This is a genomic window from Gammaproteobacteria bacterium, assembly GCA_035501935.1.
In the GTDB taxonomy this organism is placed as follows: domain Bacteria; phylum Pseudomonadota; class Gammaproteobacteria; order JAJPIJ01; family JAJPIJ01; genus JAJPIJ01.
In genome coordinates this window covers 39,391-65,944 of the sequence record DATJVC010000025.1, presented here as the reverse complement: position 1 = coordinate 65,944, position 26,554 = coordinate 39,391, and the positions used below count along the sequence as shown (strand labels likewise).

Below are 26,554 nucleotides of genomic sequence, written 5' to 3'. Positions count from 1 at the left end.
ATTCCTCCAGGACCGCAGCCGATGCCCCGGGGACGCGGGAATTTCCTTCCCGAAATCAATTTAATTCTATACCAGTCGGCCTGAACATGCTCTTAATGGAGGGGGATCCCCATGTTACTATTGTCGCCCGGCACTATTCTTTTTTTGAACGCGCGCATGGCCAAACCCATCTACAAGGTCACTTTCCATAATCAGGGCAGGGTCTATGAAGTCTTCGCCCGCAGTGTGCACCAGAGCAGCATGATGGGCTTCATCGAGATCGACAAGCTGTTGTTTGGCGAGAAATCCACCGTGGTGCTGGATCCCTCCGAGGAACATCTGAAAACGGAATTCAAGGGTGTGGTGCGGACCTTCCTGCCGATTCATTCCATCATCCGCATCGATGAGGTCGAAAAGCAGGGTCATGGCAAGATCACGACGATGGCTGATACGGCGTCCAATGTCGCGCCCTTTCCGCTATACACCCACGGCGACGGCAAGAAGAACTAGATCTCAACGACTTTGCCTAGATCAAAGCCATCGATGTCCTGCACGCCGGCATAACCCCGGGTGTTGCTCACCACCCGGGTCCGCCCGATGGCGTAGTCGTTGGTGCGGTGAATATGGCCATGGATCCAAAGCGCGACGCCGCTGTTATTCAGTTCGCTATCCATGTCACTGCAGTAAATGTGCAAAAAAGGCGAACTTCGTCCGCCATACCAACTGCGCAGGCTGGGGGCGTGATGTGTCACCACCACGGTCTTGCCCGGGAAGGGTTCCGCCAGCCGCTCCCGCAGCCATTGCCGGGCTTTATGATGGGCATCCCAGGTGTCCTTGGGCCGCAGACGTTCGCGGCCATTGCTGATCTGCCAGTAGTCATTCATCTTCAAGCGTGATTCATCGATGAGCTTCTGATCACCACCGTTGAAGTCAGTCCATAATGTCGTGCCCAGGAAACGCACATCATTGATGACGACCTGATCGTTTTCCAGAAAATACACGGGATTACCGCGACCCTCGGCACGCAGTTTCTCCAGAACCTCCGGCATGTTGGCGCAATAGTATTCGTGATTGCCGGCCACGTAGATCACTGGCACAGTGGCAGTTTGCAACCAGCGCAGGCCGTCCAGCCCGAGGCTGATGTCACCCGCCGCGACGATCACCTCAGCATCGGCCTGACGGAACTCCAGCGGTCCGAACTCAAGATGGATGTCGGAGAAGAATTGAATGCGCATATACGGACAGGTGGTTTGAAGGCATGGTGAGATTCGCGATATCGCAATGATAAAACACTTTATATTCTAATTTATAATTATATAAATTCAGTATGTTATATTATATTTCAATTAAACAGGATTAACTTACTTGACGCAAGCCGTACGCAAGCACCAGACCTCCCCGCCAATTACGCTGCATCTGGCAAAGCGCCTGCGCGAAGGCGGACTGATCGTGCTGGCCGCGGTGGCATTGTTTCTGCTGCTGGCGCTGCTGACGCACAGTCCGGATGATCCCGGCTGGTCGCATGCCGGCAGCGCCGGTCAGATCCACAATCAAGGCGGCATCGTCGGCGCCTACGTGGCGGACTGGATACTTTATCTCTTTGGTTATGTGGCCTATCTCTTTCCGATCATGATCGCCGGAGCGGCATGGCGTGTCTATCGGCTGGAGGTCAGGCCGCGAGAATTCGATTATTTCCATATCACCGCCCGTACTGTGGGTTTCCTGCTCACCGTAATCATGGGTTGCGGTCTGTTCTGGGCGAATACGCGCGGCGTGCCGCCCCAGCAAATGGGTGGCGGCATCCTTGGCGACGTGATCGGCAAGGCCTGCATTGCGATTTTTGGCGCGCGCGGCGGCATTCTGTTGATGGTGGCCTTGTTTCTGACGGGCGTCACCCTGTTGACGGGCCTATCCTGGCTGTGGCTGATGGAGACCGTTGGGCGCCATACCCTGGGGTTGGCGGATACGCTGCAACGGTTGTTCGAGATCCTTGTAGATTACACCGCCGGTCAGCGCGCCAGGCGTGCGCGCGAAAGCTTCGTCAAGGAGGAAATAGAGCGGGTTATCAGCCGCCCAAAGCCCAAGATCGAGGTGCCGATGCTGACGCCGGAGGTCAGCAGGCGGGCGGTCAAGGCCAAGCAGGAAAAATTATTCGACACGCCACTGGCGCCCTCCGAACTGCCGTCGCTGGATCTTCTGGACGCGCCACCGCCCGCCAAGGGGGGATATTCCACCGAGGCGCTGGAGGCGATGTCGCGGCAGGTCGAACTGAAACTCAAGGATTTTGGCGTCGAGGCGCAGGTGGTCGCCGTGCATCCAGGGCCGGTGATCACCCGCTTCGAATTGCAACCCGCGCCGGGCGTGAAGGCCAGCCGCATCAGTAATCTGTCCAAGGATCTGGCCCGCTCGCTCTCCACCGTCAGCGTGCGCGTGGTGGAGGTGATCCCCGGAAAGTCCGTCATTGGTCTGGAAATCCCAAACGCGCAACGCGAACTGGTCAGCTTGAGCGAAATCCTGAGTTCACGAGAATACGAGGAGAGCGCCTCACCGCTGACGCTGGCGTTGGGCAAGGATATCGGCGGCAAGCCCATCGTGGTGGATCTGGCGCGCATGCCTCACCTGCTGGTGGCCGGCACCACGGGATCGGGCAAATCCGTCGCCTTGAACGCCATGGTGCTAAGCCTGCTTTATAAAACCACCGCGGTGCAGACGCGGCTCATCATGATCGATCCAAAAATGCTGGAGCTGTCCGTCTACGAAGGCATCCCGCCGTTGTTGGCGCCGGTGGTGACGGACATGAAGGAGGCCGCTAACGCGCTGCGTTGGTGCGTCAATGAGATGGAACGGCGTTACCGGCTGATGGCGGCGCTGGGTGTGCGCAATATCAGCGGTTACAACCGCAAGGTTGAAGACGCCGCCGGCAGCGGCCAGCCATTGCATGATCCGCTATTCCAGCCCGAATTGGCTGGTGAGGGAGAAGCAGCGCCGGTATTGAAAGCGCTGCCTTACATCGTCGTCATCGTTGATGAGCTGGCCGACATGATGATGACCGTCGGCAAAAAGGTGGAAGAGCTGATCGCGCGGCTGGCGCAAAAGGCACGCGCCGCCGGCATCCATCTCATTCTCGCAACACAACGTCCCTCCGTAGACGTGATCACCGGCCTGATCAAGGCAAATATTCCCAGTCGCATCGCGTTTCAGGTGTCCTCGCGGGTGGATTCGCGCACCATCCTTGATCAGATGGGCGCCGAGAATCTGCTCGGCCACGGCGACATGCTGTATCTGCCGCCCGGCGTCGGCCTGCCTACGCGAGTGCATGGCGCTTTTGTCTCGGATCAGGAGGTGCACAAGGTGGTGAACCGGCTCAAGCGTTCCGGCAAGCCGGAATACATCGAGGCCATTGTGCGGGGCGATCTTGAAGAGGAGGAAGCGGCGGGCGACGGCGCGGAAAGTTTCGCCAGTGGCGGCGGCGGCGAAAAAGACGAGTTGTACGATCAGGCCGTGCGCATTGTGACGGAAACCCGGCGCGCCTCGGTCTCCGGCGTGCAACGGCGGCTCAAGATCGGCTACAACCGCGCCGCACGGCTGGTGGAGGACATGGAGCGTGCCGGCATTGTCGGCGCCCTGCAATCCAACGGCAGTCGTGAAGTCCTGGCGCCTCCGCCACCGAAGCAATAACCGGTGACGCCGGATGATGACAGTGGCCGATGCTATTTCCGCAGCCGCGATCTTCCGGGGCGCGTAATATAAACCAGGTGAGGGGGTCGAAGGGGCGGCGCCCCGTGCGGCGGGGGCCGCCGTGGCCGGGGATGTCAGTATCGCCACCCACCAGCACTTTTTTCGAAAAGAACACCAGGGCTCTGACTATTCCGATCCAAAAGTTCTACCTTAGACGGAGGCGATAAACGTTGAGTCCCGCCCGCCTAAGCAGGCGGCGCAACCGTCGCAGGGAAACGTATGAATATTTTTCAGTGAGCAAATGGGGCGTCAGGGCCAGACTGTTGATCTGCTGATTATGGATTCGGGAGAATAAAAGTTGCGAGGTCAGCGCGCCGATCAAGGCCCAAAGCATGTCCCACTGCGTGTCCCAGGGGTCGCCCTGCGTCCCGAGGAAGGCGTCCGCCGCCTGTCCGAGGGTCATCGCCGCCGCCCATTCGAGCAGCTCGTAACTGGCGCTGATCGCCAGGCATGTTGCGGTTACCAGCGTGAACAACCAGCGGCCTGGAAAGAGCGGCGAGCGACGCAGCAGGATTTCACGCGCCGCGATGGCCGGTACGCAGCCCTGCATGAAATGGCCGATGCGATCGAAATTATTGCGACCGAAACCGAACCATTCCTCCATCCAGTCGCCGAAGGGGACGTGTGCATAAGTGTAGTGGCCTCCGACCATGAGCACGAGCGAGTGCAAAAACATGAGCCGGTAGGCCAGCGGTGTGAACGGGAATACCTGGCCCGTGGCAATCAGGATGGGCACGATGGTGAAAATTGGCAGGGTCTCCAGCCACCATGTCAATCGATCATGCGGGGCAATGCCGGACAGAACGAGCAACGCGATGCTGATGATCAGCAGTACCAACGCTTCATGACGGCCAGCGTTGCGCAGAAGGGGGTTATTTCTTGCTACCCGCCGTGGAAGTTGAAGCATCAAGCAACTCGAGTACGGTTTGTTGTAGTTATTGGATAACTTGTTCGTACAGTATTCACCGATTTCACAGACCCTGCAAATTCCCCCGTTCTTTTTGTTTGTCGGGTTCTTGCGGACATGCGATGATTCAGAACCAAGACAACAGTCATTAGTCACATTTATATGTGAGCATCTTTGGTTCCGGGCAATGAAAATATTCAGGGCGATTGTACTTTCAGGACTGGTTTTGCTGCCCTGGCCGGCAGCGGCGGGAGAAGCGCGCAAGGCGCTGGACGATTATCTCGCGGATTTCAAGACGCTCAGGGCGCAATTCGAGCAAACCGTCACCGACGAGCAGGGCAAACTTCGCGAAACTTCCCAGGGCACGGTGTATTTGGAGCGTCCCGGCAAGTTTCACTGGGAATATACCAGGCCTTATGAGCAATCCATCATCGGCGACGGACAAAAGGTCTGGATTTACGACAAGGATCTGGAGCAGGTGACGATCCGGCCCATCGACAAGGTATTGAACAGTGCCCCGGCACTGATTCTGGGCAACCAGGTGCATATCGATGAGAAATACAATGTCACCGAGATGGGCGAGAAGGATGGCGTGCAATGGATTTCGCTCATCCCCAAGGACGCCAGTCACGATTACGCAGGCATCAAGCTCGGTTTCGAGAAATCCAACCTGCGTGAGATGGAGCTGGCCGACAATTTCGGTCAGGTCACACATCTCAAATTCAGGGACGAACAGCGCAATGCCTCCATCGACGACGGCGTGTTCAGTTTTACGCCGCCCGACGGCGTCGACGTCAATGATTTGAGCCGTCCGCGCAACGCGCCCAGACCTTGAACAGACCGGATAGCCCTACTGTTTCCGATTTCCGCCCCCTGGCGGATCGACTGCGTCCTCAACGTATTGAGGATGTGGTCGGCCAGGAACATCTGCTGGCGCCGGGCAAACCGTTGCGACGGGCCATCGAAACCGGCCAGGTGCACTCCATGATCTTCTGGGGGCCGCCCGGCTCCGGCAAGACCACGCTGGCCCGACTGATCGCGACTCAAAGCAACGCGGAATTTCTGCAGTTGTCGGCGGTGCTTTCAGGCGTCAAGGAAATCCGCGCCGCCATCGATCAGGCCAGGAAGGCAAGGGAAGGGGAGGGCAGGCGAACAATTTTGTTCATTGACGAGGTGCATCGCTTCAACAAGTCCCAACAGGATTCCTTTCTGCCACATATTGAGGACGGCACGATCATTTTTATCGGGGCAACGACGGAAAATCCCTCCTTTGAACTGAATAATGCGCTGTTGTCGAGGGTGCGGGTCTATGTCTTGAAGAGCCTTGGGGCATCGCAGTTGCGCACTCTCATCGATTCCGCTCTGGCGGCGACCGGTGCAGGCATGGCCCCTGGAGTGCGGGACAAGCTCGCGCAGGCCGCCGATGGCGATGCGCGCCGTGCACTCATTTATCTCGAAATCGCCATGTCATTGACGGAAGGAAGGGATATTAACGAGGCGTTGCTGGATGAGGTGATCACTGGCGGCAGCCTGCGGCGCTTCGATAAGGGCGGCGAGGCATTCTATGACCAGATCTCCGCTCTGCATAAATCGGTGCGCGGTTCGAACCCCGACGGGGCCCTGTACTGGTTGGCGCGCATGATTGATGGTGGCTGTGATCCGCTGTACGTCGCCCGGCGCGTGGTGCGCATGGCCTCGGAGGACATCGGCAATGCCGATCCGCGCGCGTTGCGCCTGGCGCTCGATGCCTGGGAAACGCAGGAACGACTCGGCAGCCCGGAGGGCGAACTGTCCATCGCGCAAGCAGTGGTGTACCTCGCCTGTTGCGCCAAGAGCAACGCGGTTTACACTGCGTTTAACAGCGCGATGCGCGATGCGCAGGAGCAGGGTTCGCTGGAGGTGCCGCTGTATCTGCGCAATGCGCCGACCAAACTCATGAAGCATCTTGATTACGGCAAGGATTACCGCTACGCCCACGACGAACCTGACGCCTACGCGGCCGGTGAGAATTATCTGCCTGAAAAACTGCACAATCGCCGCTATTACGAACCCACTGACCGCGGCCTGGAAGCCAAAATCGCCGAGAAGTTGCGGCAGTTGCGGGCGCTGGATGAAACAGCGCGAAACAAGAATAAGCGTTGACAATTATCCGCGTGAAAGTTGACGGGCATGAATGAACCGGCGGGGCTGAAAATAGATATTCCGGGACGTGGCAAATTGTTTTTACGCCATCTCGTGCTCGATTTCAATGGCACATTGGCCCGTGACGGCCGTCTGATGCGTGGCGTGACGGGCAGATTAAGACGACTGCGGAGGATTTTGGCGATCGAAGTACTGACGGCTGATACTTTTGGCACCGCAAGCCGGGCGCTCAGGCAGACAGGGATCCCCTGCACCGTAATCAACAATGGTCGCGGCAAGGCGTGACGGGCGAAAGCACTGGGCGCTTCCAGTATCGACGGTACGGAATGCCGCCACGGTTGAAATAAAGGAAGATCCCAATTCGTGGTGGGGCATGACTGGGGGCATTGCTCACAAAGTTTAAATGACAGAAATGCTGACTTGATGCGCCTGGTCAACCCGGCCTTTCAGTGTCATCGACTTCGACCTGTTCATGCACAATGAGTCGATGGCCGACCATTTTTTTCAGTTCTGGCATCACACGTCCGATTTTTTCCATTGCATCGATAAACTCGATCACCAGCGGCAGTTTGCCGCCGGCATCGACGAGCGAAGTGGTCTCCACGCCGCCTTTCCCGGTGAAGCCGGCGACGGCGCGCAACACTGTGCCGCCCGCCACGCCGCGGTCGTGCAGCATGCGCAACACTTCAAGATGGAGCGGCCGGTGATGCCATTCATCGGCTTCATTGATATACACCGATACGCGGACGAATTCGCGGCTCATGTCAGATGGTCCGCGCCAGAACCATGCCGGCGACTACTCCGAGAAGTGACAGGAGATTATTGGCGAAAAAATTCATTGTCGCAAGGCCATAATGCCCCTGCTCCAGCAACGCGACCGTCTCGTAGCTGTAGCTGGAATAGGTCGTGTAGGCGCCGCAGAAACCCACCGCGACCAGCGCGCGCCAGCGTGGATCCGCCAGCACGCGTTCTGCGGTCCAGGCGAGAAAGAAGCCGAGAATAAAACTGCCCGTGACGTTGACTATCAGGGTCCCATAAGGGACCGACGCGGAAAGGTGTTTCAGCGCCAGACGGTTGATCGCATAGCGCAGGTTCGCTCCGACGACCGCGCCGAGTGCAATCCAGATCACGTCCTTCACGGTTTGCTCTCAAGGCGAGTGCGTCACCGGACCACCATAACCGGCCGGTCGGCATACTGCACCACATTTTTTGACACGGACCCCAGCAGAAGCCGCGCGAACTTCGATCGTCCCCGATGGCCAATGACTATCAGGTCCACATCATGCCGGTCGGCGCTGTAGATGATTTGTTCTGCCGGATGGCCCACGGTAACCTCGAAATGCCCCTTGATGCCTTTTTCCGAAATGAGATGTTTGAGCAGCGCAAATTGTTCGGTGTGGTACGCGCGCGAGTTTTCGATCACTGCTTCAGTCTCAACGTCGTCCGCGACATCGAGCGTCCTCACCACGGACAGCACGTACAAATCGGCCTTGTCTCTGACGGCGAGGTCAAGTGCCATGTTGAACGCCTTTCTGCCGGGTTCGGAGCCATCGTAGGCGATCAAAATTTTCCGGTACATGGGTTATCCCGTATTGGCCCGTGCTGGTTTTCCCGCCGGCAGTGGCGACATGCCGTGTCCTGTTTTTTCTTCGACCGCATTCCCCGGCTTGGGCAGCAAATGGTGCGGCAGGAACCAGGCATTCGCGATGAGGGTGGGGATCACCGCGCTGGCGACCACCGCCGCGACCAGTGCTGAATACTGCGCCTGGTTGATTATCCCATGCGACAGCCCGAAAAGTGAGGAGATCGTACCGAAGGTCAGGCCCGTTGACATCAGCAATGTCGTATAGAGACTCTCTTTCTGCGGCGAGCGAAAAGCCTTGGTGACCGGGTAGATGCCGGCGAACTTGGTCACCATTTTTATCAGGAACATCGCAATAAAGGCCGCCGGTGCCGCGATCAGCGCCGGCATCGAAACGAACGAGCCGGCGCGGATGAAATAGAAGGGGGTCAGCAGGCCGAAGGTGAGCGTGCGCAGCCGGCGTATCAGAGCGTGATCCTTGCCGACCGTGCCGGCAAGCACCATTCCTATCAAGTAGGCCGGGAGCACTGCTTCGCTGTCAGCCCAGCCGGCCAGCGCCCCGAGGCCGAAGAGACACAATAGAAGGTACTTGGCCTCCATTTCCGATGGCCTCCCGCCGTAGCGCCTGAAGAAGCGCGGAGTCAACCAGGGCAGTACCAGCGCCGCCATGGCCATACCGGCGACGAACACGAGAGTTTTGAACGTGAAGGGCGCAAAGATCAGGCCGAGTCCAATCACCGTGCCGAGATCGTTGATGAAGCACGACGCGAGCACCGTCTTGCCATATTCAGTCTTGTTCAGACCGAATTCGAGCATCACTGCATAAACCACGGCGACGGAAGTCGTGGACATCGCAATCCCGGCAAGCAGACTGGGTTCGTGCCCCCATCCCAGCAGCCAGTAGGCGCCGGCAGCACATCCGAAGAACGGTGCGAAAAAGCCGATCAGCCCGACCACCGTCGCCTCCTTCCATTTGCGCCGGAATACCTCGGGGTCGAGTTCGGCGCCGGCGAGGAACGTGAGTACGATTGCACCTGTCCCCGAGAGATATTTGACCCATATGGAATCAGTGGCGAGCAATGCGGTCCCGATGAATGCGCCGATCAGCAGTTGTGCCACGGTTCCCACAACGATTTCAGACAGCGCCGTGGCGACCCGGAACCAGATCGACAACAATGTGGCGAGCAACGCCAAACCTATCCACAACGCCGACAGCGCCCAGATTTCCGTCATTGTGTTTCCCCCTTTAGCGGAGGCATTGCCTTGACCAACTCGGTCTTCTGGACACCGGTCACCCCGTACCTGACCGGCGAAATCACGTAAAACAGGGAGAGCCCGGCCTCCTCGACCGCATCGAGCAGCTTACCCGCCTCGTTTTCGCTGCATATGAAGCGCACTTCGACCGGCAGGTCGCCGGACAACTCCCAGAAATGCTGTTCATGCAACACGCCGTGGCGGCCGAAACCGGCGATTCCATGAAACGCCGATCCACCGTGAATGCCGAGGTTTCTAGCTTTTATCAAGAGCCAGTCGTAGATCAGTTGTCCTTTGTATTTGCGGTTTTCGTGCAGGACGAACCGCAGAAACACACCTTCCAGACCGTGTACTCTCCAATCGCGCCGCTGTTGATTCATGGCAGGCCCTCCATCAGATGATGCAGGATTTTCACGCTGAAAAACCCCATTGTCGTTGCCAGCAGGGAACCGCTGACATGTATGAGGACTTCACCAATTCCCCATGCGATCTGTCCTTCCGAGAACAAAGTGAAAGTTTCCGCGGAAAACGTGGAGAATGTCGTCAGCCCGCCGCAGAAACCGGTCATCAAGAACAGTCTGGCTTGTGGCGGCAGGCCGAGTTCAAGGCTCACGGCGCCGACGGCAAGTCCGATGATGTATCCTCCGATCAGATTGGAGGCGAGAGTTCCCAACGGTAATGTCGGAAAAACGGGATTCAGCAGCATTCCCAGCCACCAGCGCAACCACGCGCCGAGCATTGCCCCGGCGCCGACGGCGATGATGCTAACCATGCTCATGCATCGCGCTCCGGTAATATCGGGTACTGTCCGTAGTTTTCCCGGGCAAAAGAATCTATGGCCGCGGCAGTGAATCCGCGGCTGTTTCCGGAGCGTGCCGCGATGGCTTCCGCGGTCAAAGACGTGGTGTTTGCGAAAATCTTTGTGCCTGTCACGCAGTTTTTCCTGCTTAAAGCGAGACACAAAGGAGACAATAATGCCGCCTGCTTTGCACCTCAGTGGGTACTCAAGCAGGCATCATCAGCCGTGTGGCGGTTGTTATCGGGAGGAATGCCATCTCCCGTGACTCAAAGAATAATGGAATTGGCCCGCAGGCGCAAGATTCTCAGATGGTCACGAATTGGAAGTTCCGCAACGAATTTGGCCGTTCGCGATCGCGTTTGATTGGAAGCCGCGTTACACTAGCAAAAATTTATTGATGGCCATTCGTCAAGCCGGGCTGTTCTCCTGTCCGGTGGACGGCGTCGAAAAACATGCTGGATCCACAACTGTTACGCAGCCATATTGAAGATGTCCGCGTGGCGCTGGCGCGTCGCGGGCTCATCCTCGACGTTGTCTCCATCAAAGCGCTTGAAGACGAGCGCAAAGACCTGCAAGTCCGCACCCAGGAGCTGCAGGCGGCGCGCAACAGCAAGTCCAAGGCCATCGGCGCAGCCAGGAAGCGGGGCGAGGACACGGCGGCGATGATGGCCGAGGTCACTGGTCTGGGCGAACAATTGGCGGCCTCCGAGAACAAACTGGCCGACGTGCAGGCACGCATTCATGAATTTGCGCTGCATCTGCCCAACATGCCGCATGCCGGCGTGCCAGATGGCAAGGGTCCGGAGGACAATGTGGAACAGCGGCGCTGGGGCGCGCCGCCCAAGTTCGATTTTGCCCCCAAGGATCATGTCGAACTGGGCGCGGCGCTCGAAGGCATGGATTTCGACGTTGCCGCCAAAATCGCGAGCAGCCGCTTCGTCGTACTTTCCGGACCGCTGGCGCGCATGCAGCGGGCACTCATCCAGTTCATGCTGGACCTGCACATCCGCGAGCACGGCTACACCGAAGTGTATGTGCCGTTTCTCGTCAACGCGGATTCCATGCGCGGTACCGGTCAGTTGCCGAAGTTCAAGACCGATCTATTCCATGTGCCGCAACAGGATTTTTATTTGATTCCGACGGCCGAAGTGCCGGTCACCAACATTGCGCGCGATGCCATACTGGACGTAAAAACCCTGCCGCGCAAATACGCCTGCCACAGCCCTTGTTTTCGCAGCGAGGCGGGTTCCTATGGCAAGGACACCCGTGGCATGATTCGACAGCACCAATTCGAAAAAGTCGAACTGGTGCAGCTCGTTGAGCCTACAAAATCCTACGATGCGCTGGAGGCGTTGACCGGACACGCCGAAGAGGTGTTGAAACGGCTGGCGCTGCCTTACCGCGTGGTGGCTCTGTGCGCCGGCGACATGGGTTTCGCCGCCGCCAAGACCTACGATTTGGAAGTCTGGCTGCCGGGCCAGAACGCCTATCGCGAGATTTCCTCCTGCAGCAACTTCGAAAATTTTCAAAGCCGGCGTATGATGGCGCGCTTTCGCAGCCCCGAAACGGGCAAAACGGAACTACTGCACACCCTCAACGGTTCCGGCGTGGCCGCGGGCCGGGCGTTGATCGCCGTGATGGAAAATTATCAGAGCGCGGATGGCAGCATCCGCGTCCCGGAAGTGTTGCGGCCTTACATGGGCGGTGTTTCGTTGATTACACGACAGTCATAAACGAGGGATGACATGAAAATAGGCATACCCAAGGAGATTTACCCGGAAGAAAAACGCGTCGCCACGACGCCGGAGGTCGCGGAAAAGCTCATCAAGCTGGGATTCACCGTTGCTGTGGAATCGGGCGCCGGCCACCACGCCAACTATTCCGACGAGGTGTATCGCGGTGTGGGCGTCGAAGTGGTGGCCGATGCCGGGGCATTATGGTCCACCGCCGACATTATTTTCAAAGTGCGCGCACCGATGCTGGAGGAAGTGGAGTTGATGCCGGAGGGCGCCACGCTGGTGAGTTTCATCTGGCCGGCCCAGAATCCCGAATTGATGAAGAAACTGGCAGCGAAAAAGGCCACGGTGCTGGCGATGGATTGCGTGCCGCGCATTTCGCGTGCGCAGAAACTGGATGCCCTGAGTTCCATGGCCAATATTGCCGGGTATCGCGCAGTCATCGAGGCCGCGCACCATTTTGGACGTTTTTTCACCGGTCAGATCACCGCCGCCGGCAAGGTACCGCCGGCCAAGGTCTTCGTGATCGGCGCCGGTGTCGCCGGCCTCGCCGCCATCGGCGCGGCCACAGGGCTTGGCGCCATGGTGCGCGCCAACGATACCCGTCCCGAGGTGAAGGACCAGGTCAAGTCCATGGGCGGGGAATTTGTCGAGGTGAGCTATCAGGAGGAGGGCAGCGGTGTCGGCGGTTATGCCAAGGTGATGAGCGAGGGTTATCAGAAGGCCCAGCGCGAAACCTTCGCCCGCCAGGCCATCGATGTGGACATCATCATCACCACGGCGCTGATCCCCGGCAAGCCGGCGCCGAAGCTGATCACCGCCGGCATGGTCGAGTCCATGAAACCCGGCAGCGTCATTGTGGACCTGGCTGCGGAGCAGGGCGGCAATTGTGAGCTGACCGAGCCGGGCAAAGTGGTTGTCCGCCGGGGCGTGACGATCATCGGCTACACCGATTTGCCCAGCCGGCTGGCCAAACAGGCCAGCAGCCTGTATGCCACCAATCTGCTGCATCTGACGGAAGAGATGTGCCCGAACAAGGATGGCATTCTCAGCGTTAACATGGACGATGAGATGATCCGCGGCACTACCGCCATCCAGGCCGGCGAAATCACGTGGCCGCCGCCGGCGCTTAAAGTTCCTCAGGCTCCGGTGCCCGGCATGGCGACCGCGGCGGCGCCACATATGGCCGCGGCGGCCGGTCCCATGGCCAGGGCGCACGGCAAGAAGGCCATGCCCGCCGCGCTCAGGACCGCGCTCGCGCTGGGAGCGGGGGCGCTGGTGTTTTTCTGGATCGGCGCCTACGCACCGGCGGCGTTCATGGCGCATTTCACCGTGTTCGTGCTGGCGTGTTTCATAGGCTATATGGTGATCTGGAACGTCACTCCCGCCTTGCACACGCCACTGATGAGCGTGACCAACGCCATCAGCAGTATCATCGCCATCGGTGCGTTGATCCAGGTCTCCTCCCCCGGCTTTTTCATCACTGTACTGGCGGGGCTGGCGATCGCGCTCACGGCGGTCAACATGTTCGGAGGATTTTGGGTGACCCAGCGCATGCTGTCGATGTTCAGAAAATAATCAGGGAAAAACAAAAATGTCAGAAGGACTGGTAACCGTCTCGTATATCGGCGCGACCATACTATTCATCCAGAGCCTTGGCGGCTTGAGCAACCCGGAAACCGCGCGCCGCGGCAATCTCTACGGCATCATTGGCATGGCCATCGCCATTATGGCGACCCTGCTGAGTCCACGGGTCACACAGGGTGGCGCCGGTGCTCTGAGCGGGATCATCATCGCCATGCTGGCCGGCGGCAGCGCGGGAGTCTATGCAGCGCGCGTGGTCAAGATGACGCAGATGCCGGAACTGGTGGCGTTGATGCACAGTCTGGTCGGCCTGGCGGCAGTGTTCGTAGGCTACGCCAACTACGTCGATCCGACGGCGCACTTTGCCGGTGCCGAAAAGACCATACATGTGCTGGAGATCTATATCGGCATCCTGATTGGCGCGGTGACGTTCTCCGGCTCGGTGATCGCCTTCGGCAAACTCTCCGCCAAGATCAGCGGCAAACCCGTGCTGTTGCCAGGACGGCACTGGATCAATCTCACCGGTCTCATTGCCGTCATTATTTTCGGCAAGATCTTCCTCCACGCCGAAGGCGCAGGAGGATTGCTGCCGCTCATTTTGATGACGGCCATCGCGCTGGCCTTTGGCGTACACATGGTGATGGCGATTGGCGGCGCCGACATGCCGGTCGTGGTGTCCATGCTCAACAGCTATTCCGGATGGGCGGCCTCCGCCACCGGTTTCATGCTGTCGAATGACTTGCTGATCGTGGTGGGCGCCCTGGTCGGCTCAAGCGGCGCCATCCTCTCCTACATCATGTGCAAGGCCATGAACCGGCACTTCCTGAGCGTCATTGCCGGTGGTTTCGGCACGGAGGGAGGTACGCCGGCACTGGCTGGAGGCGCAAAACCAGCCGGCGAGGTGTCTCCGATCAGCGCCGCGGACACGGCCGCGCTGCTGCGCGAGGCGAAGAACGTCATCATCGTCCCCGGCTATGGCATGGCGGTGGCGCAGGCCCAGCATACGGTCTATGAGATTACCAAGCTGCTGCGCGACAGGGGCATCAACGTCCGCTTTGCGATTCATCCGGTGGCCGGCCGCATGCCGGGCCACATGAACGTGCTGCTGGCCGAGGCCAAGGTGCCTTATGACATCGTGCTGGAGATGGACGAAATCAACGAGGATTTCCCGGATACCGACGTGGCGATGGTGATCGGCGCCAACGACATCGTCAACCCGGCGGCGCAGGAGGATCCGCGCAGTCCCATCGCCGGCATGCCGGTGTTGGAGGTGTGGAAGGCCAGGACTTCCATCGTCATGAAGCGCAGCATGGCCTCAGGCTACGCCGGCGTGGACAATCCGCTGTTCTACAAGGAGAACAACCGCATGTTGTTCGGCGATGCGAAAAAAATGCTGGGAGAGGTGCTTGCCGCAGTAAAAACCTGAGCCGTTGCCACGGTTCAAGACGCCCCCCTGGAACTGTAATTTTTGCCTTTGGGCGCCTCCGGCGCGAGCAGAAAGCGTTCTTCTTTTTATTTTCATCAGTTGTCATTATAGTCAGTGTCAAATAACCGGTACGAGGCTACAAATATGATTAATTCCACTGGATACGCTGCGCATGCCGCAAAAGCGCCACTGGGGCCCTTCAACTTCACGCGGCGCGAACCGGGTCCGCATGATGTGCAGATCGAGATTCTCTATTGTGGCGTCTGCCACTCGGACCTGCATCAGGTGCGCGATGAGTGGGGTGGCGCGATCTTTCCTATGGTGCCGGGGCACGAAATCATCGGCCGGGTGGCGAAGACCGGCAAACGGGTCAAGAAATTCAAACCCGACGACCTCGTCGGCGTGGGCTGCATGGTGGATTCATGCCGGAAGTGCGCGGCTTGTGACGAGGGCATGGAGCAGTATTGCGAGAACGGCATGACGCTGACCTACAATGATCGATACAAGGATACCGGCGAGCCGACTTTCGGCGGTTATTCAAATAATATCGTTGTCACGGAAAAGTTCGTACTTAAAATTCCGAAGACCCTTGATCCCTGGGGGGCCGCTCCGCTGCTGTGCGCGGGCATCACCACCTATTCCCCGCTGCGTCACTGGAAGGTGAAGAAGGGCCGCAAGGTTGGTGTCGTGGGTTTGGGCGGCTTGGGCCACATGGGCATCAAGTTCGCCCATGCCTTTGGGGCAAGGACAGTGTTGTTTACCACCTCGCCAGGCAAGGCGCGGGACGCCAGGCGCCTGGGCGCGAAAGAGGTCGTCATCTCGAAAAATCCCGACGAGATGAAAAAGCACGCCAACAGTTTTGATTTCATTTTGAACACGGTGGCGGCGCCGCACAATCTCGACGCCTATCTCGAGCTGCTAAAGCGCGACGGCACGATGTGCCTGGTGGGCGTGCCTGACCAGCCGCATCCCTCGCCCAGCGTATCCAATCTGATCTTCAAACGGCGACAACTTGGCGGTTCACTGATCGGGGGGATCAAGGAAACCCAGGAGATGCTCAATTTCTGCGGCAAACACAATATCACCTCGGATGTGGAGGTCATCCCCATCCAGAAGATCAACGAGGCTTACGAACGACTGCTGAAGAGCGACGTCAAGTATCGCTTTGTCATCGATCTGGCGTCGCTGAAGCAAAAATAAAAAAAGCCGGCAGCGGCTTGTCCACTGCCGGCCGGGTGTCGAGTGACTAATCAGGCGCTGGTGCCGGCGACACCGCGTTGACGCAAGTGTTCAAGCAGTTGCGTACTCGGCTGGCCGTTTACGGCCAGGCCATTTTGCTGCTGATAAGAGCGGATGGCATTTTGGGTCCGTGGTCCGGCAACGCCGTCCACCTGGCCGTCATAGAGCCCCAGACGTTTGAGTGCCGATTGAATCTGCCGTACCGTGCCCGAGTCCACCGGCGCATAGGCATAATTTGAATACTGCGAGGAGCCTTGTTGCGCCGTCGGCGAGGCCGGTGGCGGATTGCTGGACTGACTCCACGCCGGCCTGCCAAGATTGACCTGATCAGGTTTCGTCAACGCCCCGGTCAAGCCGCCGGCGACCGCGCCCAGCACCGCAGCCTCGGGAACCGACAGGCTGGTCACCGCGCCCACGATGGCGCCCGCACCGGCACCGATCCCGGCGCCGCTTACGGTGCGGTCCGCGGTCGTGGTGCCGCAACCGGCCAGCGCCAGACCCGATGCTGCTACTGCCAGTAAGGTCTTTTTCATGGTGCTCTCCTGTCTCGTTGGGAGGACACCCTTATAGACAATAATCAATGCGCGCTGCAGCAATCGGCAGCCATATTTGTGAAGGCGCTCACATAATTTTTACGGCCGGAAAAATGTAGTTGAGGAAAAGAATGTTGACTCAGAAGCGATACAGCAAACCCGCCAGTATTCTTGTATCACTGTATCGCTGATTGCCGTCACCGTCGGCATGTAAATAGCGCGCCGACAGATCGAACGCCAGACTGGTGGTGAGTGCATAATTTAAACCCGCTTCGCCGCTGACGACATCGGCATCGATTCGGTAGGCGATCCGCGGAGGCAGATTCGTCGGGCTGAGCGCGCGATCGGGCGAGGCCGCGGTCGAAACGGCGAGAATAACCGGATTCTGACTCGCAGTGGAAACGACATCCCCCGTTTGCCAGGCCAGGGTGCCGTACAATGTGCCGCGGTCGGCGGGCTGCCAATCGAAATGGGCATAAAGCCGATGATCGTCATTGTCGAATATGTTGTCATTCCATGACCGCCGCACGCTGTATTGATAGCCGACGCGCACCACCAGTCGATCGGTGAGTTTCCTGCCCGTGGCGGCATCGATGAATGCCAGCCCGCCATCGCGCAAACTACTGCGCTCAAATTGAAGGAGCGTCGCACTCGCCGTCAGTTCGAACCATTCCGCATCGTAAGCCGCGCCGGGCTTTACACGATAGACGACTTTGCCGCCGAACGCCCAATGACTGAGATAATCCCACTGTGTGTAGCGTCGATAATTCACGCTGCCGGAAAATAGCAGGCCGCTATATTGCGTGACCGGATATGGCTGGCTGGCAGTGATGCCAAAGATGAGAATATTGTCGTCCAGTTTGTCCACGCGGTGCTCGGCGTTGCCGATATTGCTGTCGTGATCAACCGAAAGCTCGGCGTCATAATACGGCTGCGCCGCATTGACAGAGGCACAGACCGGCAGCCAGGCGCCGAGGGTGACGAACAGCGCAAACACCCCTGTTCTGGAGTCCCGCATTTGCGTATATTCTACTTCACAAACAGTCCATAACATCACTTCGCATAAAGGATGGCCGTGCTCATGAAGGGCAACACAGAGGATGTTGATCCTGTTCGTCGTTCACTGCTTGTGAAAATGCTTGCCGCCGGCGCGTTCACGACCGGCTGGGCGCGGAAGGCAATGACGGAAGCGCTGGGAAAGACACCGGGGATGCTGCCCCAAGGCAAGTCCATTTACAGCCTTGACGGTCGTGTGCTCGTGAATAATCAGCCGGCCACGCCCGATACCCTGATTACGGCCACCGACACGATAGAAACCGCGGAGGAAAGTCGCATCATCTTCGTGGTGGGTCAGGACGCCTTCATCCTTCGCGAGCGCAGCCGGCTTGAATTGGGGTCCGCTGGCGGAAGATTGGTGATCAACACCTTGCGGGTGCTGTCCGGCAAGCTTCTGTCCGTCTTCGGGAAGTCCGAACACACCGTGCATGCCGTGACCGCGACGATCGGCATCCGGGGCACGGGCCTGTACGTCGAATCGGAACCGGATCAAAGCTATGTATGCACGTGTTACGGCACGACCGAGCTGCAGGCCATCGACGACCCTTCCCAGCACGAGACCATCCAGTCCCACCATCACGACGCTCCGCGCTACATCCTTGCAAGCGGGGCGGCCGGCGCACGCATCCGCCCGGCACCGTTCAAAAATCACACCGACCAGGAACTCGAACTTATCGAGGCCTTGGTGGGCCGCGTCCCGCCGTTTGTGCTGCCCGGGGACTCCTACGCCACGCCACGTCGCACGGAGTACTAGAAGATCGAAGTGGCGCAGGGCGGCGTCATACGGGTTTCTTGACCCATCGAATTCATGTATATCGTATAATTCCGCTGAACTCATTCAGGAGAGGTGGCAGAGCGGTTGAATGCACCGGTCTTGAAAACCGGCGCGGGCGCAAGCCCGCCGTGGGTTCGAATCCCACCCTCTCCGCCATCAATTTCCATATCTGCACGCTGTGGATGCCGGTATGGCTGAAGAAATCTTCGCGGTGGTGAACGAACGGGACGAGGTGGTTGATTACCGCCCGCGCTCGGAAATTCACCGGTTGCGTCTGCGTCATCGCGCGGTCCATGTCTGGGTTTTGAATCGACGTGGCGAAGTGCTTCTGCAGAAACGCTCTCTGCGCAAGGACTGCTTTCCGGGTTTATGGGACTCCTCGGCGGCCGGGCATGTGGATCGCGACGAGGATTACGATGCCTGTGCGCGGCGAGAACTCGCCGAGGAGCTGGGCATCCATCCGCATCCATCCGTACTCAAGAGGTGGTTCAAAATAAACGCCTGCCCCGATACCGGATGGGAGTTTGTCTGGTGCTACGCCTGCCGTTCTGAAGGGCCGTTCAAGCCCAATGCGGATGAAATCGACACCTTGAAATGGCTGACACTGGAGCAACTGTTGCAGGCATTGAAACAGCAGCCTGATTTTTACGCCGGGACGGTGCCGCTGATCCTCGAGCGGCTGTTGCGCGAACCTATTTTTCTGGATTCCCTTTGATGACGACCACCGGTTTTGACGGCAGGACGTTTTGCCGGACGCTCACCTCGCGTCCCGGCGTTTACCGTATGCTGGATGCGGACAATCATCTGCTCTATGTCGGCAAGGCGCGCAATTTAAAAAAGCGAGTGAGCAGTTATTTCACGCGCGTCGCACGCTTGAGCCCGAAGGTCCGGACCATGCTGGCCAGAACAGCGACCATCGAAGTCACGATGACGCACACGGAGACTGAGGCGCTGCTGCTGGAAAACAACCTCATCAAGGAGCAACGGCCGCGCTACAACGTGACACTGCGGGACGACAAGAGTTTCCCGTGGATTTATTTGAGCAGCGATCGGGAATTCCCGCGGCTGTCTTTCCATCGCGGCCGCCGTTCCGGCCCCGGGCGCTATTTCGGACCTTATCCGAACGCCGGCGCGGTGCGCGCCAGCATCAACCAGTTGCAGAAATTATTTCGCATCCGCAATTGCGCCGACAGTTTTTTCCGTCATCGCACCCGGCCCTGTCTGCAATACCAGATCAGGCGATGCACGGCGCCCTGCGTGGGCCTGATCGCCGCCGACGCCTACCGCGAAGATGTGGCGCATGCGGAATTGTTTCTGCAGGGGCGCGGCAACGAAGTCATCGACATTCTGGTTCCGCGCATGGAGGACGCCGCGCAACGGCTGGACTACGAACTCGCCGCCCGCTATCGCGATCAGATTGCCGATCTCAAGCAGATACGGCTCAAGCAGCACATCAGCGGCGAACGCGGCGATTGCGATGTCGTCGCAGCGGCGGCGAATGATCAGGGCGGCTGCGTACAGATTTTCTTCGTACGGGGGGGGCTGCATCTGGGCAACCGGACGTTTTTCTTCAACAACAGCGAGGGCGCCGGTGCGGAGGAAATTCTGAGCGCCTTTTTGACGCAGTATTATCTCGGCGGCGAGGGCAAACAGGCGTTGCCCGCCGGCATTCTAATCAATTATCCATTGCCCGAAATCACCGCACTGGCGGCGGCGTTGTCCACGGTGGCGGGACATAAAGTGCGCATACAGCATGAAGCGCGCGGTGAAAATGCACGCTGGCTCGCCATGGCCGAGGAAAACGCCCGCCACGCTCTGACGCAGAGAGAGTTGATGAGTGGAGGGGAGCGTGGGCACCGGGAGGCGTTGCGGAAGGCGCTGGGATTGCCGGAATTGCCGGAGCGCATCGAGTGTTTCGATATCAGCCATACCCGTGGCGAGGCCACGGTGGGCGCCTGCGTGGTTTCCGGCCCCACGGGTCCCATCAAGTCCGATTATCGCCGCTACAACATTGAAGGCATCATGGCCGGCGATGATTATGCCGCCATGCGCCAGGTCGTGGAGCGGCGGTATGGGCGCGTGCAGCGCGAAGACGGGAAATTGCCCGACCTCGTGCTGATCGATGGCGGTCCGGGCCAGGTGGCGCAGGCGCTGTCGGTCTTGCAGGAACTGGGTATTGCGGATGCCGTCGTCGTCGGCGTGGCCAAGGGTCCGGCCCGCAAGCCGGGGCAGGAGACGCTGGTGCTGGCGCAGGGTGGCAAAACCCTGACCCTGCCGCCGGACTCCGCGGCGCTGCATCTCATCCAGCGCATTCGTGATGAGGCCCACCGCTTCGCCATTACCGGCCATCGCCAGCGGCGCGCCCGTCGGCGCAATACCTCAAGTCTGGAGGAGATTGACGGCATCGGCTCACACCGACGGCGTACCCTGATCCAGCACTTCGGCGGCCTGCGGGGTGTGGCCAGAGCGGGCGTTGAGGATCTTTGCCAGGTGCCCGGGATCAGCCGCGAACTCGCACAACGTATCTACGAGCGATTTCACGCGGTATGATGCCCGTGCCGCGATAAGCCGCGCACCACATGAACCTCCCCAATACGCTGACGCTGCTGCGGCTGTTTTTGATCCCGGTGTTCGTGGTGGTGTTTTATCTGCCCTTTCGCGGCTCGCACGCCGCTGCCGCGTTGATTTTCTTCTTCGCAGCGATCACCGACTGGCTGGATGGTTATCTGGCGCGCCGGCTGAAACAAACCTCACTGCTGGGCGAATTCCTCGACCCGGTCGCCGACAAGATCATGGTCGCGGTCGTGCTGGTGCTTTTGTTGCAACAGGATCCGACCGTGCTGCTGGCACTGCTGACCGCGGTTATCATCGGCCGCGAGATTGCGGTCTCGGCACTGCGGGAATGGATGGCGGAACTGGGTGCGCGGCGGCGCGTGGCGGTTTCGGTGCTCGGCAAGGTCAAGACCACCCTGCAAATGCTGGCGCTGATCCTGATGCTCTACCGGGTCCCGGTTGGCGGGATCGATACCTATGCACTCGGTCTGCGATTGCTTTATCTTGCCGCGTTGCTCACGCTCTGGTCGATGTTCGTCTATTTAGTGGCCGCCTGGCCGCAATTACGCGCTGGCGGGAAAAATGAAAAAACAAAGTTAAAAGCGAATTGAGCGGCAGGAGGTTGTTTTATATGCCTTGCACTGGATCCGCCCTTGACACCTCCGCCGGGGCTGTGAACAATACGACCTGACGCACGCGGGAATAGCTCAGTTGGTAGAGCACAACCTTGCCAAGGTTGGGGTCGCGAGTTCGAGTCTCGTTTCCCGCTCCAGATTGACCCAAGAAAACCCCGGCATCGGGGTTTTCTTTTTTAATCGGTGTGCTTCGGGGGTGCGCCTGGCGGGCACCCGACATTTATCAAGGCTGGATGGCAGAGTGGTCATGCAGCGGACTGCAAATCCGTGTACGCCGGTTCGATTCCGACTCCAGCCTCCACTTTCTGCATCAACGATCACCTATAATTTGCCAGTACGTGTCAGCCCGGGTGGCGGAACAGGTAGACGCAAGGGACTTAAAATCCCTTGGGGGAAACCCCGTGCCGGTTCGAGTCCGGCCCTGGGCACCAACTGGAGCGATGGTGGTGACTGTATCCGTGCGGTTGTTCGTCTCTTCCCCGAGACGGACCCGTGCGGGGCTTGCGCGCCGTTTCGTTCCGGACGAAGCGGTCGAGTCCGGCCTCGAGCGCCATAATGCGACACTCCTGAGGTGATGCCGCGACCTGTGAAAATATTCCTATGTGAATTCATCACGGGAGGGGGGCTTGCGGGCCAATCCCTGCCGCCCGCACTTGCCAGCGAAGGCGACGCGATATTGCGCGCGGCACTCGGCGATTTTTGCGCGTTGAACGACTGCAGAATCACGGTGACCCGCGACCCAAGAATGCCGGCGTTGGATCAGAAGGTGGAGATTCTCAACGTGCGGGTCGAACCCTGGGATTTGTGGCGGCGATGCATATCAGCGGCGGACGCGGCATTGATCATCGCACCCGAAACCGGCGGCGTGCTGGAGCGGTTCAATCGCATGGTCGAAGATGCGGGCAGGCTGTTGTTGGGGTGTACATCGGCGGCGGTGGCCGTGGCGGCAAGCAAGATCGCCACCATACGGGCGCTGGCGTCCCACGGCGTGGCGGTGCCGGAGACCGTGTATCTTGGACAGCGTCTTCCGGAAAGCGGGCGGGGATACGTGGTAAAGCCGGACGATGGGGCCGGCAGCGAAGATACATTTTTCTTTGAAGACGCCGAGGCGCTTTCGGAGTGGCGGCCGGCGGACGAGGGACGCGCATGGGTGATGCAACCTTACGTGCAGGGCAGGGCGATGAGTCTGGCACTGCTCTGCAGTCGTGGACACGCCGGGGTGCTGGCGGTCAATGAGCAAATACAGATTCACGAAGGGATGGAGTTGAGACAAACCGGCACGTTGGTCAACGCCCGTCCGCAGCAGAGGCCGATCATGCAGGGACTCGCCGATTTGCTGATGAACCTCATTCCGGGTTTGCGCGGTTTCGTAGGCGTCGATTACATTGAGACTGTTGCGGGCCCGGTCGTGCTGGAAATCAATCCCCGCCTGACCACCAGTTATGTGGCCATGAGCGATTCCCTTGGCATCAATACCGCACAATTGATCCTGGACGCATGCCTGGAACGGAAGGCGACGACGACCCGTACGCTGGGGGCCCGTACGGTGAGGGTGGAGGTGCCCCATCATGCATGAATCTGTAACCTGCTTCGCAGGTTGGGACATCGGCGGGGCGCATTTGAAGCTTGCGGTCGCGGACACGCAGGGCCGATTGCTTCATGTCGGGCAATATCCCTGTCGTTTATGGCGGGGGCTGCATGAACTCGACAGTCTGCTGTCGCGGCTTTGCCAGCGCTGGCGATTGAGGGGGGGCCTGCATGGCCTCACCATGACCGGCGAGCTGGCCGATGTGTTTGCCGATCGCGGAGAGGGCGTGCAAACTCTGCTGCGGATGGTCGTCCAGCACATTGATGCAAAGCGCATGCAGGTGTATTCATTGCACCGGGGTTTGTGCGATGCGAGGAACGCGCGGCGCGCCCATGCTGAAGTCGCATCGGCGAACTGGCATGCGACGGCGGCATCGGTGGCGAAGATTATGCCGCAGGCACTGCTGGTCGATATAGGCAGCACCACCACCGACATCATTCCCATCCGCAACGGCCGGGTGGCGGCGCGGGGGTTGACGGACGCCGGCCGTTTGCGCACCGGTGAACTGGTATACACCGGCGTGGCCCGCACACCGATCATGGCGGTGGCGCGGCGGGTGCGATTTCATGGTGCATGGCAGGGTCTGGCGGCTGAACACTTTGCCGGTATGGCTGATGTCTACCGGCTGACCGGCGATCTGCGTTATGACGGAGATGAAACCGCGGATCGCCGCGGCAAAAACCCGCGCGACTGCGCCCGTCGCCTGGCGCGCATGCTGGGATGCGACCTGCGCAATGCTTCAATGAAAGACTGGCGGCGGGTGGCGCGCCACATCGCCGGAATCCAGCAGGATGACATCGCGCGTGAAATGAAACGGGTGATGTCACAGTCTTCCAGACTTTCCAAGCTGCCGGTGGTCGGCGCCGGTGTGGGTCGCTTCATTGCCAAACGACTGGCGCGCCGGATGGGTCATACCTATATCGATTACGCTGAATTGATGGACATACCGCGCCGGTGGCGCGTTCATGCGGCCGTTTGCGCACCCGCCGTGGCACTGGCCATGCTGAGACAGGCATCGTGCTGAATGTCCCGCGCATAGTGGAGCTGTCCTACCATGAGGACAGCGCCGCCCGCTTTGACGCCTTCGCTGGCCGGCCGTGGTGCGTACTGTTGGACAGCGACCGCCTGTGTCAGAGGCAGGGCAGATTCGATATTTTTGCGGCCGAGCCCCGCCTTACGCTGATCACGCGCGGCCATGAGACTGAAATCTGTTCCGATGGAAAGACGAAGGTTTCCGACGCGGATCCCTTTGCACTTCTGAAACAGCATCTGGGCGAAACGCTGCCGGGCCATCCGGAACTGCCGTTCACCGGCGGTGCGATGGGGTATTTCGCCTACGACCTGGGGCGGCGCGTGGAGCATCTGCCTGACATCGCCATTCACGACATAGACTTGCCGGACATGGCGATTGGTTTTTATGAGCGTTGTGTGGTGATCGATCATCTCGGTAAACGCGCGTATTTCATCAGCCGTGCCGAAGACAACAGGCTGGATGACGAATGGCTGCGCCTGCTGGAGGTGGCCGAGCCACCCCCGACGCCCGTGGCGTTTCGTCCCCAGTTCCGCGTATTGTCGGCGGTCAAGCCGAATCTCAGCCATGCGCAATATGCGGAGCGCTTCGAACGCATCAAGCGTTATCTGCGCGACGGTGATTGTTACCAGGTGAACCTCGCCATGCGTTTCAGCGCGCGTGCCCAGGGTGATCCATGGGATGCCTACCGGTATCTCCGGCAGTTGAATCCGGCGCCGTATTCTGCATTTTTACGCGTGCCCGGCGGTGAGGTGTTGAGCTCGTCTCCGGAGCGTTTTCTTAATGTGAGAAACGGCGTGGTCGAAACCAAGCCGATCAAGGGCACTAGGCCGCGATCCGCCGATCCCTTGCGCGATCAACAAATGATGGAGGAGTTGCGCAACAGCCTCAAGGACCGCGCCGAGAACGTCATGATTGTGGATCTGCTGCGCAATGATCTCGGCAAGAACTGCCGCACCGGTTCAGTCAGCGTGCCGAACCTGTTCGCAGTCGAGAGTTTCGCCACCGTGCACCATCTGGTCAGCACTGTGCGGGGCGAGCTGGCAGAAGGACGACATCCAGTCGATCTGCTGCGGGGCTGTTTTCCCGGCGGTTCCATCACCGGTGCGCCCAAGCTCCGCGCCATGGAAATCATCGAGGAACTGGAGCCGCATCGCCGCAGCGTCTATTGCGGCGCCATCGGATACATTGGCTTCGACGGTGGCATGGACACCAATATCGCCATCCGCACGCTGGTCTGCCACGATGGTTTCATGCATGCCTGGGCGGGTGGCGGCATCGTCATGGATTCGCTGATGGAAGCGGAATACCAGGAAAGTCTGGATAAAGCGGCGGGCATGATCAGGCTGTTCATGAACACCGAGACCCAGGATGCCGTTTGATCTGTGGGTGGTGAAGGTCGGCGGCAGCCTGCATGATGCGCCGGAATTAAGGCGCTGGCTGCATGCGTTGGCACTGACGGGCGGCGGACGCCTGGTCGTCGTGCCCGGCGGCGGGCCGTTCGCCGATAAGGTGCGCGCGGCGCAAAAGCAGACGGGATTCGACGATGCCACCGCGCATGGCATGGCGCTGCTGGCCATGGAGCAATACGGCCGCGAGCTCGTCCGCCTGCAACCCGGTCTGCAGCCTGCGTCCCAGGACAAGGAATTGCGCAATATCCTCGACCAGCGCGAAGTGCCCGTATGGATGCCCGCGTCGATGGCGAATGATGCAACAGACATACATTGTGATTGGGGAACCAGTTCCGACAGTCTTGCCGCGTGGCTTGCGGCGCGCCTCGGCGCGACACAGCTGGCTTTGATCAAATCCGTGGCGCCTCGTGTCGGGCGCTGGGCGGCGTCGCAATTGGCGGGCGACGGCCTGGTCGATCGCCGCTTTCAGGAATACATGAGACTGGGCCGCTTCCGTGTTTGGTGGCTGGGCCGCGACGATTACCGCCGTTTCGCCGATTACATCAACGCGGAGCAGCGGCCTCCCGCTGAAATCTCATCTTCCTGA

27 protein-coding genes, 4 tRNA genes and 1 riboswitch are annotated in these 26,554 nt (G+C 59.4%); of the genes, 21 read left to right on the top strand and 10 right to left on the bottom strand.

Annotation, left to right across the window (positions count from 1 at the left end; all coding sequences use genetic code 11):
- Positions 1–111: 111 nt before the first annotated feature.
- Positions 112–489: a DUF1820 family protein gene (locus tag VMH34_06960; GenBank protein HTT08512.1), complete on the top strand. Its 378-nt coding sequence runs from the start codon at positions 112–114 to the stop codon at positions 487–489.
- Here the strand turns inward: VMH34_06960 and VMH34_06955 are convergent.
- The gene (locus VMH34_06955) at positions 486–1,214 is read right to left on the bottom strand and encodes a metallophosphoesterase (GenBank protein ID HTT08511.1); all 729 of its coding nucleotides are present in this window, start codon (positions 1,212–1,214) and stop codon (positions 486–488) included. The genes VMH34_06960 and VMH34_06955 overlap by 4 nt on opposite strands.
- 130 nt (positions 1,215–1,344) lie before the next feature.
- On the opposite strand from VMH34_06955, the gene VMH34_06950 reads away from it, so the two are divergent.
- On the top strand, positions 1,345–3,657 hold the full coding sequence (locus tag VMH34_06950) for a DNA translocase FtsK 4TM domain-containing protein (protein HTT08510.1): 2,313 nt from the start codon (positions 1,345–1,347) through the stop codon (positions 3,655–3,657).
- A 205-nt stretch (positions 3,658–3,862) separates the two neighbouring features.
- Here the strand turns inward: VMH34_06950 and VMH34_06945 are convergent, their stop codons facing one another.
- Positions 3,863–4,555: a DUF2238 domain-containing protein gene (locus tag VMH34_06945; protein HTT08509.1), complete on the bottom strand. Its 693-nt coding sequence runs from the start codon at positions 4,553–4,555 to the stop codon at positions 3,863–3,865.
- A 256-nt stretch (positions 4,556–4,811) separates the two neighbouring features.
- Here VMH34_06945 and lolA point away from each other — a divergent pair, with 256 nt between their 5' ends.
- From lolA to VMH34_06930, 3 genes are read left to right on the top strand one after another with little or no spacing between them, the layout of a single operon-like run.
- Positions 4,812–5,459, top strand: coding sequence for an outer membrane lipoprotein chaperone LolA (gene lolA / locus VMH34_06940; GenBank protein HTT08508.1), 648 nt, complete (start codon positions 4,812–4,814; stop codon positions 5,457–5,459).
- On the top strand, positions 5,456–6,766 hold the full coding sequence (locus VMH34_06935) for a replication-associated recombination protein A (GenBank protein ID HTT08507.1): 1,311 nt from the start codon (positions 5,456–5,458) through the stop codon (positions 6,764–6,766). The genes lolA and VMH34_06935 overlap by 4 nt, the downstream gene beginning before the upstream one ends.
- A gap of 27 nt (positions 6,767–6,793) precedes the next feature.
- Complete coding sequence (locus tag VMH34_06930) at positions 6,794–7,051, top strand: hypothetical protein (protein ID HTT08506.1); 258 nt, start codon at positions 6,794–6,796, stop codon at positions 7,049–7,051.
- A 148-nt stretch (positions 7,052–7,199) separates the two neighbouring features.
- Here VMH34_06930 and VMH34_06925 read toward each other — a convergent pair whose 3' ends face one another.
- From VMH34_06925 to crcB (VMH34_06900), 6 genes are read right to left on the bottom strand one after another with little or no spacing between them, the layout of a single operon-like run.
- The gene (locus VMH34_06925) at positions 7,200–7,529 is read right to left on the bottom strand and encodes a DUF190 domain-containing protein (GenBank protein HTT08505.1); all 330 of its coding nucleotides are present in this window, start codon (positions 7,527–7,529) and stop codon (positions 7,200–7,202) included.
- Between the two features lies 1 nt (position 7,530).
- Positions 7,531–7,905 (bottom strand): fluoride efflux transporter CrcB, encoded by a 375-nt coding sequence (gene crcB, locus VMH34_06920; protein ID HTT08504.1) that lies wholly within the window; start codon positions 7,903–7,905, stop codon positions 7,531–7,533.
- A 23-nt stretch (positions 7,906–7,928) separates the two neighbouring features.
- Complete coding sequence (locus tag VMH34_06915) at positions 7,929–8,345, bottom strand: universal stress protein (protein HTT08503.1); 417 nt, start codon at positions 8,343–8,345, stop codon at positions 7,929–7,931.
- 3 nt (positions 8,346–8,348) lie between these two features.
- Entirely contained in the window at positions 8,349–9,581 is a 1,233-nt protein-coding gene (locus tag VMH34_06910) for a cation:proton antiporter (protein ID HTT08502.1), read from the bottom strand.
- Positions 9,578–9,982: a DUF190 domain-containing protein gene (locus tag VMH34_06905; GenBank protein ID HTT08501.1), complete on the bottom strand. Its 405-nt coding sequence runs from the start codon at positions 9,980–9,982 to the stop codon at positions 9,578–9,580. The genes VMH34_06910 and VMH34_06905 overlap by 4 nt, the downstream gene beginning before the upstream one ends.
- Positions 9,979–10,380, bottom strand: a complete 402-nt coding sequence (gene crcB, locus VMH34_06900) for a fluoride efflux transporter CrcB (GenBank protein HTT08500.1) — start codon at positions 10,378–10,380, stop codon at positions 9,979–9,981. The genes VMH34_06905 and crcB (VMH34_06900) overlap by 4 nt, the downstream gene beginning before the upstream one ends.
- A gap of 224 nt (positions 10,381–10,604) precedes the next feature.
- Positions 10,605–10,670, bottom strand: a riboswitch (Fluoride riboswitch).
- Positions 10,671–10,853: 183 nt separating this feature from the next.
- Here crcB (VMH34_06900) and serS point away from each other — a divergent pair.
- The 4 genes from serS to VMH34_06880 all read left to right on the top strand — a co-directional run bounded on the left by serS (position 10,854) and on the right by VMH34_06880 (position 16,347).
- Positions 10,854–12,134, top strand: coding sequence for a serine--tRNA ligase (gene serS / locus VMH34_06895; protein HTT08499.1), 1,281 nt, complete (start codon positions 10,854–10,856; stop codon positions 12,132–12,134).
- 12 nt (positions 12,135–12,146) lie between these two features.
- A complete protein-coding gene (locus tag VMH34_06890) occupies positions 12,147–13,715 on the top strand; it encodes a Re/Si-specific NAD(P)(+) transhydrogenase subunit alpha (GenBank protein ID HTT08498.1) in 1,569 nt (522 codons plus the stop codon).
- 16 nt (positions 13,716–13,731) lie between these two features.
- Complete coding sequence (gene pntB / locus VMH34_06885; protein ID HTT08497.1) at positions 13,732–15,147, top strand: Re/Si-specific NAD(P)(+) transhydrogenase subunit beta; 1,416 nt, start codon at positions 13,732–13,734, stop codon at positions 15,145–15,147.
- A gap of 144 nt (positions 15,148–15,291) precedes the next feature.
- Positions 15,292–16,347: an NAD(P)-dependent alcohol dehydrogenase gene (locus VMH34_06880; protein ID HTT08496.1), complete on the top strand. Its 1,056-nt coding sequence runs from the start codon at positions 15,292–15,294 to the stop codon at positions 16,345–16,347.
- A 50-nt stretch (positions 16,348–16,397) separates the two neighbouring features.
- Here VMH34_06880 and VMH34_06875 read toward each other — a convergent pair whose 3' ends face one another.
- Together VMH34_06875 and VMH34_06870 are read right to left on the bottom strand one after the other, a co-directional pair.
- Positions 16,398–16,919, bottom strand: a complete 522-nt coding sequence (locus VMH34_06875; GenBank protein HTT08495.1) for a peptidoglycan-binding domain-containing protein — start codon at positions 16,917–16,919, stop codon at positions 16,398–16,400.
- A gap of 139 nt (positions 16,920–17,058) precedes the next feature.
- On the bottom strand, positions 17,059–17,937 hold the full coding sequence (locus VMH34_06870; GenBank protein HTT08494.1) for a hypothetical protein: 879 nt from the start codon (positions 17,935–17,937) through the stop codon (positions 17,059–17,061).
- Between the two features lie 63 nt (positions 17,938–18,000).
- Here VMH34_06870 and VMH34_06865 point away from each other — a divergent pair, with 63 nt between their 5' ends.
- The 12 genes from VMH34_06865 (at position 18,001) to VMH34_06810 (ending at position 26,554) form a co-directional block, all read left to right on the top strand.
- Entirely contained in the window at positions 18,001–18,729 is a 729-nt protein-coding gene (locus tag VMH34_06865; protein ID HTT08493.1) for a hypothetical protein, read from the top strand.
- A gap of 87 nt (positions 18,730–18,816) precedes the next feature.
- Positions 18,817–18,906 (top strand) — tRNA-Ser (locus VMH34_06860).
- Positions 18,907–18,940: 34 nt separating this feature from the next.
- On the top strand, positions 18,941–19,465 hold the full coding sequence (locus VMH34_06855; GenBank protein ID HTT08492.1) for an NUDIX domain-containing protein: 525 nt from the start codon (positions 18,941–18,943) through the stop codon (positions 19,463–19,465).
- On the top strand, positions 19,465–21,300 hold the full coding sequence (uvrC, locus tag VMH34_06850) for an excinuclease ABC subunit UvrC (protein HTT08491.1): 1,836 nt from the start codon (positions 19,465–19,467) through the stop codon (positions 21,298–21,300). Before VMH34_06855 ends, uvrC begins: the two co-directional genes overlap by 1 nt.
- Before the next feature lie 29 nt (positions 21,301–21,329).
- The gene (pgsA, locus tag VMH34_06845) at positions 21,330–21,914 is read left to right on the top strand and encodes a CDP-diacylglycerol--glycerol-3-phosphate 3-phosphatidyltransferase (protein HTT08490.1); all 585 of its coding nucleotides are present in this window, start codon (positions 21,330–21,332) and stop codon (positions 21,912–21,914) included.
- Positions 21,915–21,999: 85 nt separating this feature from the next.
- A tRNA-Gly gene (locus VMH34_06840) sits at positions 22,000–22,075 on the top strand.
- A gap of 90 nt (positions 22,076–22,165) precedes the next feature.
- Positions 22,166–22,239 (top strand) — tRNA-Cys (locus VMH34_06835).
- A 43-nt stretch (positions 22,240–22,282) separates the two neighbouring features.
- Positions 22,283–22,369: transfer RNA gene (locus VMH34_06830), tRNA-Leu, on the top strand.
- Positions 22,370–22,512: 143 nt separating this feature from the next.
- Complete coding sequence (locus VMH34_06825) at positions 22,513–23,514, top strand: ATP-grasp domain-containing protein (protein ID HTT08489.1); 1,002 nt, start codon at positions 22,513–22,515, stop codon at positions 23,512–23,514.
- Positions 23,507–24,550 (top strand): hydantoinase/oxoprolinase family protein, encoded by a 1,044-nt coding sequence (locus VMH34_06820; protein ID HTT08488.1) that lies wholly within the window; start codon positions 23,507–23,509, stop codon positions 24,548–24,550. The genes VMH34_06825 and VMH34_06820 overlap by 8 nt, the downstream gene beginning before the upstream one ends.
- Entirely contained in the window at positions 24,544–25,938 is a 1,395-nt protein-coding gene (pabB, locus tag VMH34_06815; protein ID HTT08487.1) for an aminodeoxychorismate synthase component I, read from the top strand. Before VMH34_06820 ends, pabB begins: the two co-directional genes overlap by 7 nt.
- Positions 25,928–26,554 carry a hypothetical protein gene (locus VMH34_06810; protein HTT08486.1) on the top strand — a complete coding sequence of 209 codons (627 nt, stop codon included), beginning with the start codon at positions 25,928–25,930 and terminating at the stop codon, positions 26,552–26,554. The genes pabB and VMH34_06810 overlap by 11 nt, the downstream gene beginning before the upstream one ends.

Coding starts and splice junctions, on each gene's coding strand:
- VMH34_06960 (HTT08512.1), top strand. CDS start 112: ATGTTACTATTGTCGCCCGGCACTATTCTTTTTTTGAACGCGCGCATG.
- VMH34_06955 (HTT08511.1), bottom strand. CDS start 1,214: ATGCGCATTCAATTCTTCTCCGACATCCATCTTGAGTTCGGACCGCTG.
- lolA (HTT08508.1), top strand. CDS start 4,812: ATGAAAATATTCAGGGCGATTGTACTTTCAGGACTGGTTTTGCTGCCC.
- VMH34_06930 (HTT08506.1), top strand. CDS start 6,794: ATGAATGAACCGGCGGGGCTGAAAATAGATATTCCGGGACGTGGCAAA.
- VMH34_06925 (HTT08505.1), bottom strand. CDS start 7,529: ATGAGCCGCGAATTCGTCCGCGTATCGGTGTATATCAATGAAGCCGAT.
- VMH34_06915 (HTT08503.1), bottom strand. CDS start 8,345: ATGTACCGGAAAATTTTGATCGCCTACGATGGCTCCGAACCCGGCAGA.
- VMH34_06910 (HTT08502.1), bottom strand. CDS start 9,581: ATGACGGAAATCTGGGCGCTGTCGGCGTTGTGGATAGGTTTGGCGTTG.
- VMH34_06905 (HTT08501.1), bottom strand. CDS start 9,982: ATGAATCAACAGCGGCGCGATTGGAGAGTACACGGTCTGGAAGGTGTG.
- crcB (HTT08500.1), bottom strand. CDS start 10,380: ATGAGCATGGTTAGCATCATCGCCGTCGGCGCCGGGGCAATGCTCGGC.
- serS (HTT08499.1), top strand. CDS start 10,854: ATGCTGGATCCACAACTGTTACGCAGCCATATTGAAGATGTCCGCGTG.
- VMH34_06890 (HTT08498.1), top strand. CDS start 12,147: ATGAAAATAGGCATACCCAAGGAGATTTACCCGGAAGAAAAACGCGTC.
- pntB (HTT08497.1), top strand. CDS start 13,732: ATGTCAGAAGGACTGGTAACCGTCTCGTATATCGGCGCGACCATACTA.
- VMH34_06880 (HTT08496.1), top strand. CDS start 15,292: ATGATTAATTCCACTGGATACGCTGCGCATGCCGCAAAAGCGCCACTG.
- VMH34_06875 (HTT08495.1), bottom strand. CDS start 16,919: ATGAAAAAGACCTTACTGGCAGTAGCAGCATCGGGTCTGGCGCTGGCC.
- VMH34_06870 (HTT08494.1), bottom strand. CDS start 17,937: ATGCGGGACTCCAGAACAGGGGTGTTTGCGCTGTTCGTCACCCTCGGC.
- VMH34_06865 (HTT08493.1), top strand. CDS start 18,001: ATGAAGGGCAACACAGAGGATGTTGATCCTGTTCGTCGTTCACTGCTT.
- VMH34_06855 (HTT08492.1), top strand. CDS start 18,941: ATGGCTGAAGAAATCTTCGCGGTGGTGAACGAACGGGACGAGGTGGTT.
- uvrC (HTT08491.1), top strand. CDS start 19,465: ATGACGACCACCGGTTTTGACGGCAGGACGTTTTGCCGGACGCTCACC.
- pgsA (HTT08490.1), top strand. CDS start 21,330: ATGAACCTCCCCAATACGCTGACGCTGCTGCGGCTGTTTTTGATCCCG.
- VMH34_06825 (HTT08489.1), top strand. CDS start 22,513: ATGCCGCGACCTGTGAAAATATTCCTATGTGAATTCATCACGGGAGGG.
- VMH34_06820 (HTT08488.1), top strand. CDS start 23,507: ATGCATGAATCTGTAACCTGCTTCGCAGGTTGGGACATCGGCGGGGCG.
- VMH34_06810 (HTT08486.1), top strand. CDS start 25,928: ATGCCGTTTGATCTGTGGGTGGTGAAGGTCGGCGGCAGCCTGCATGAT.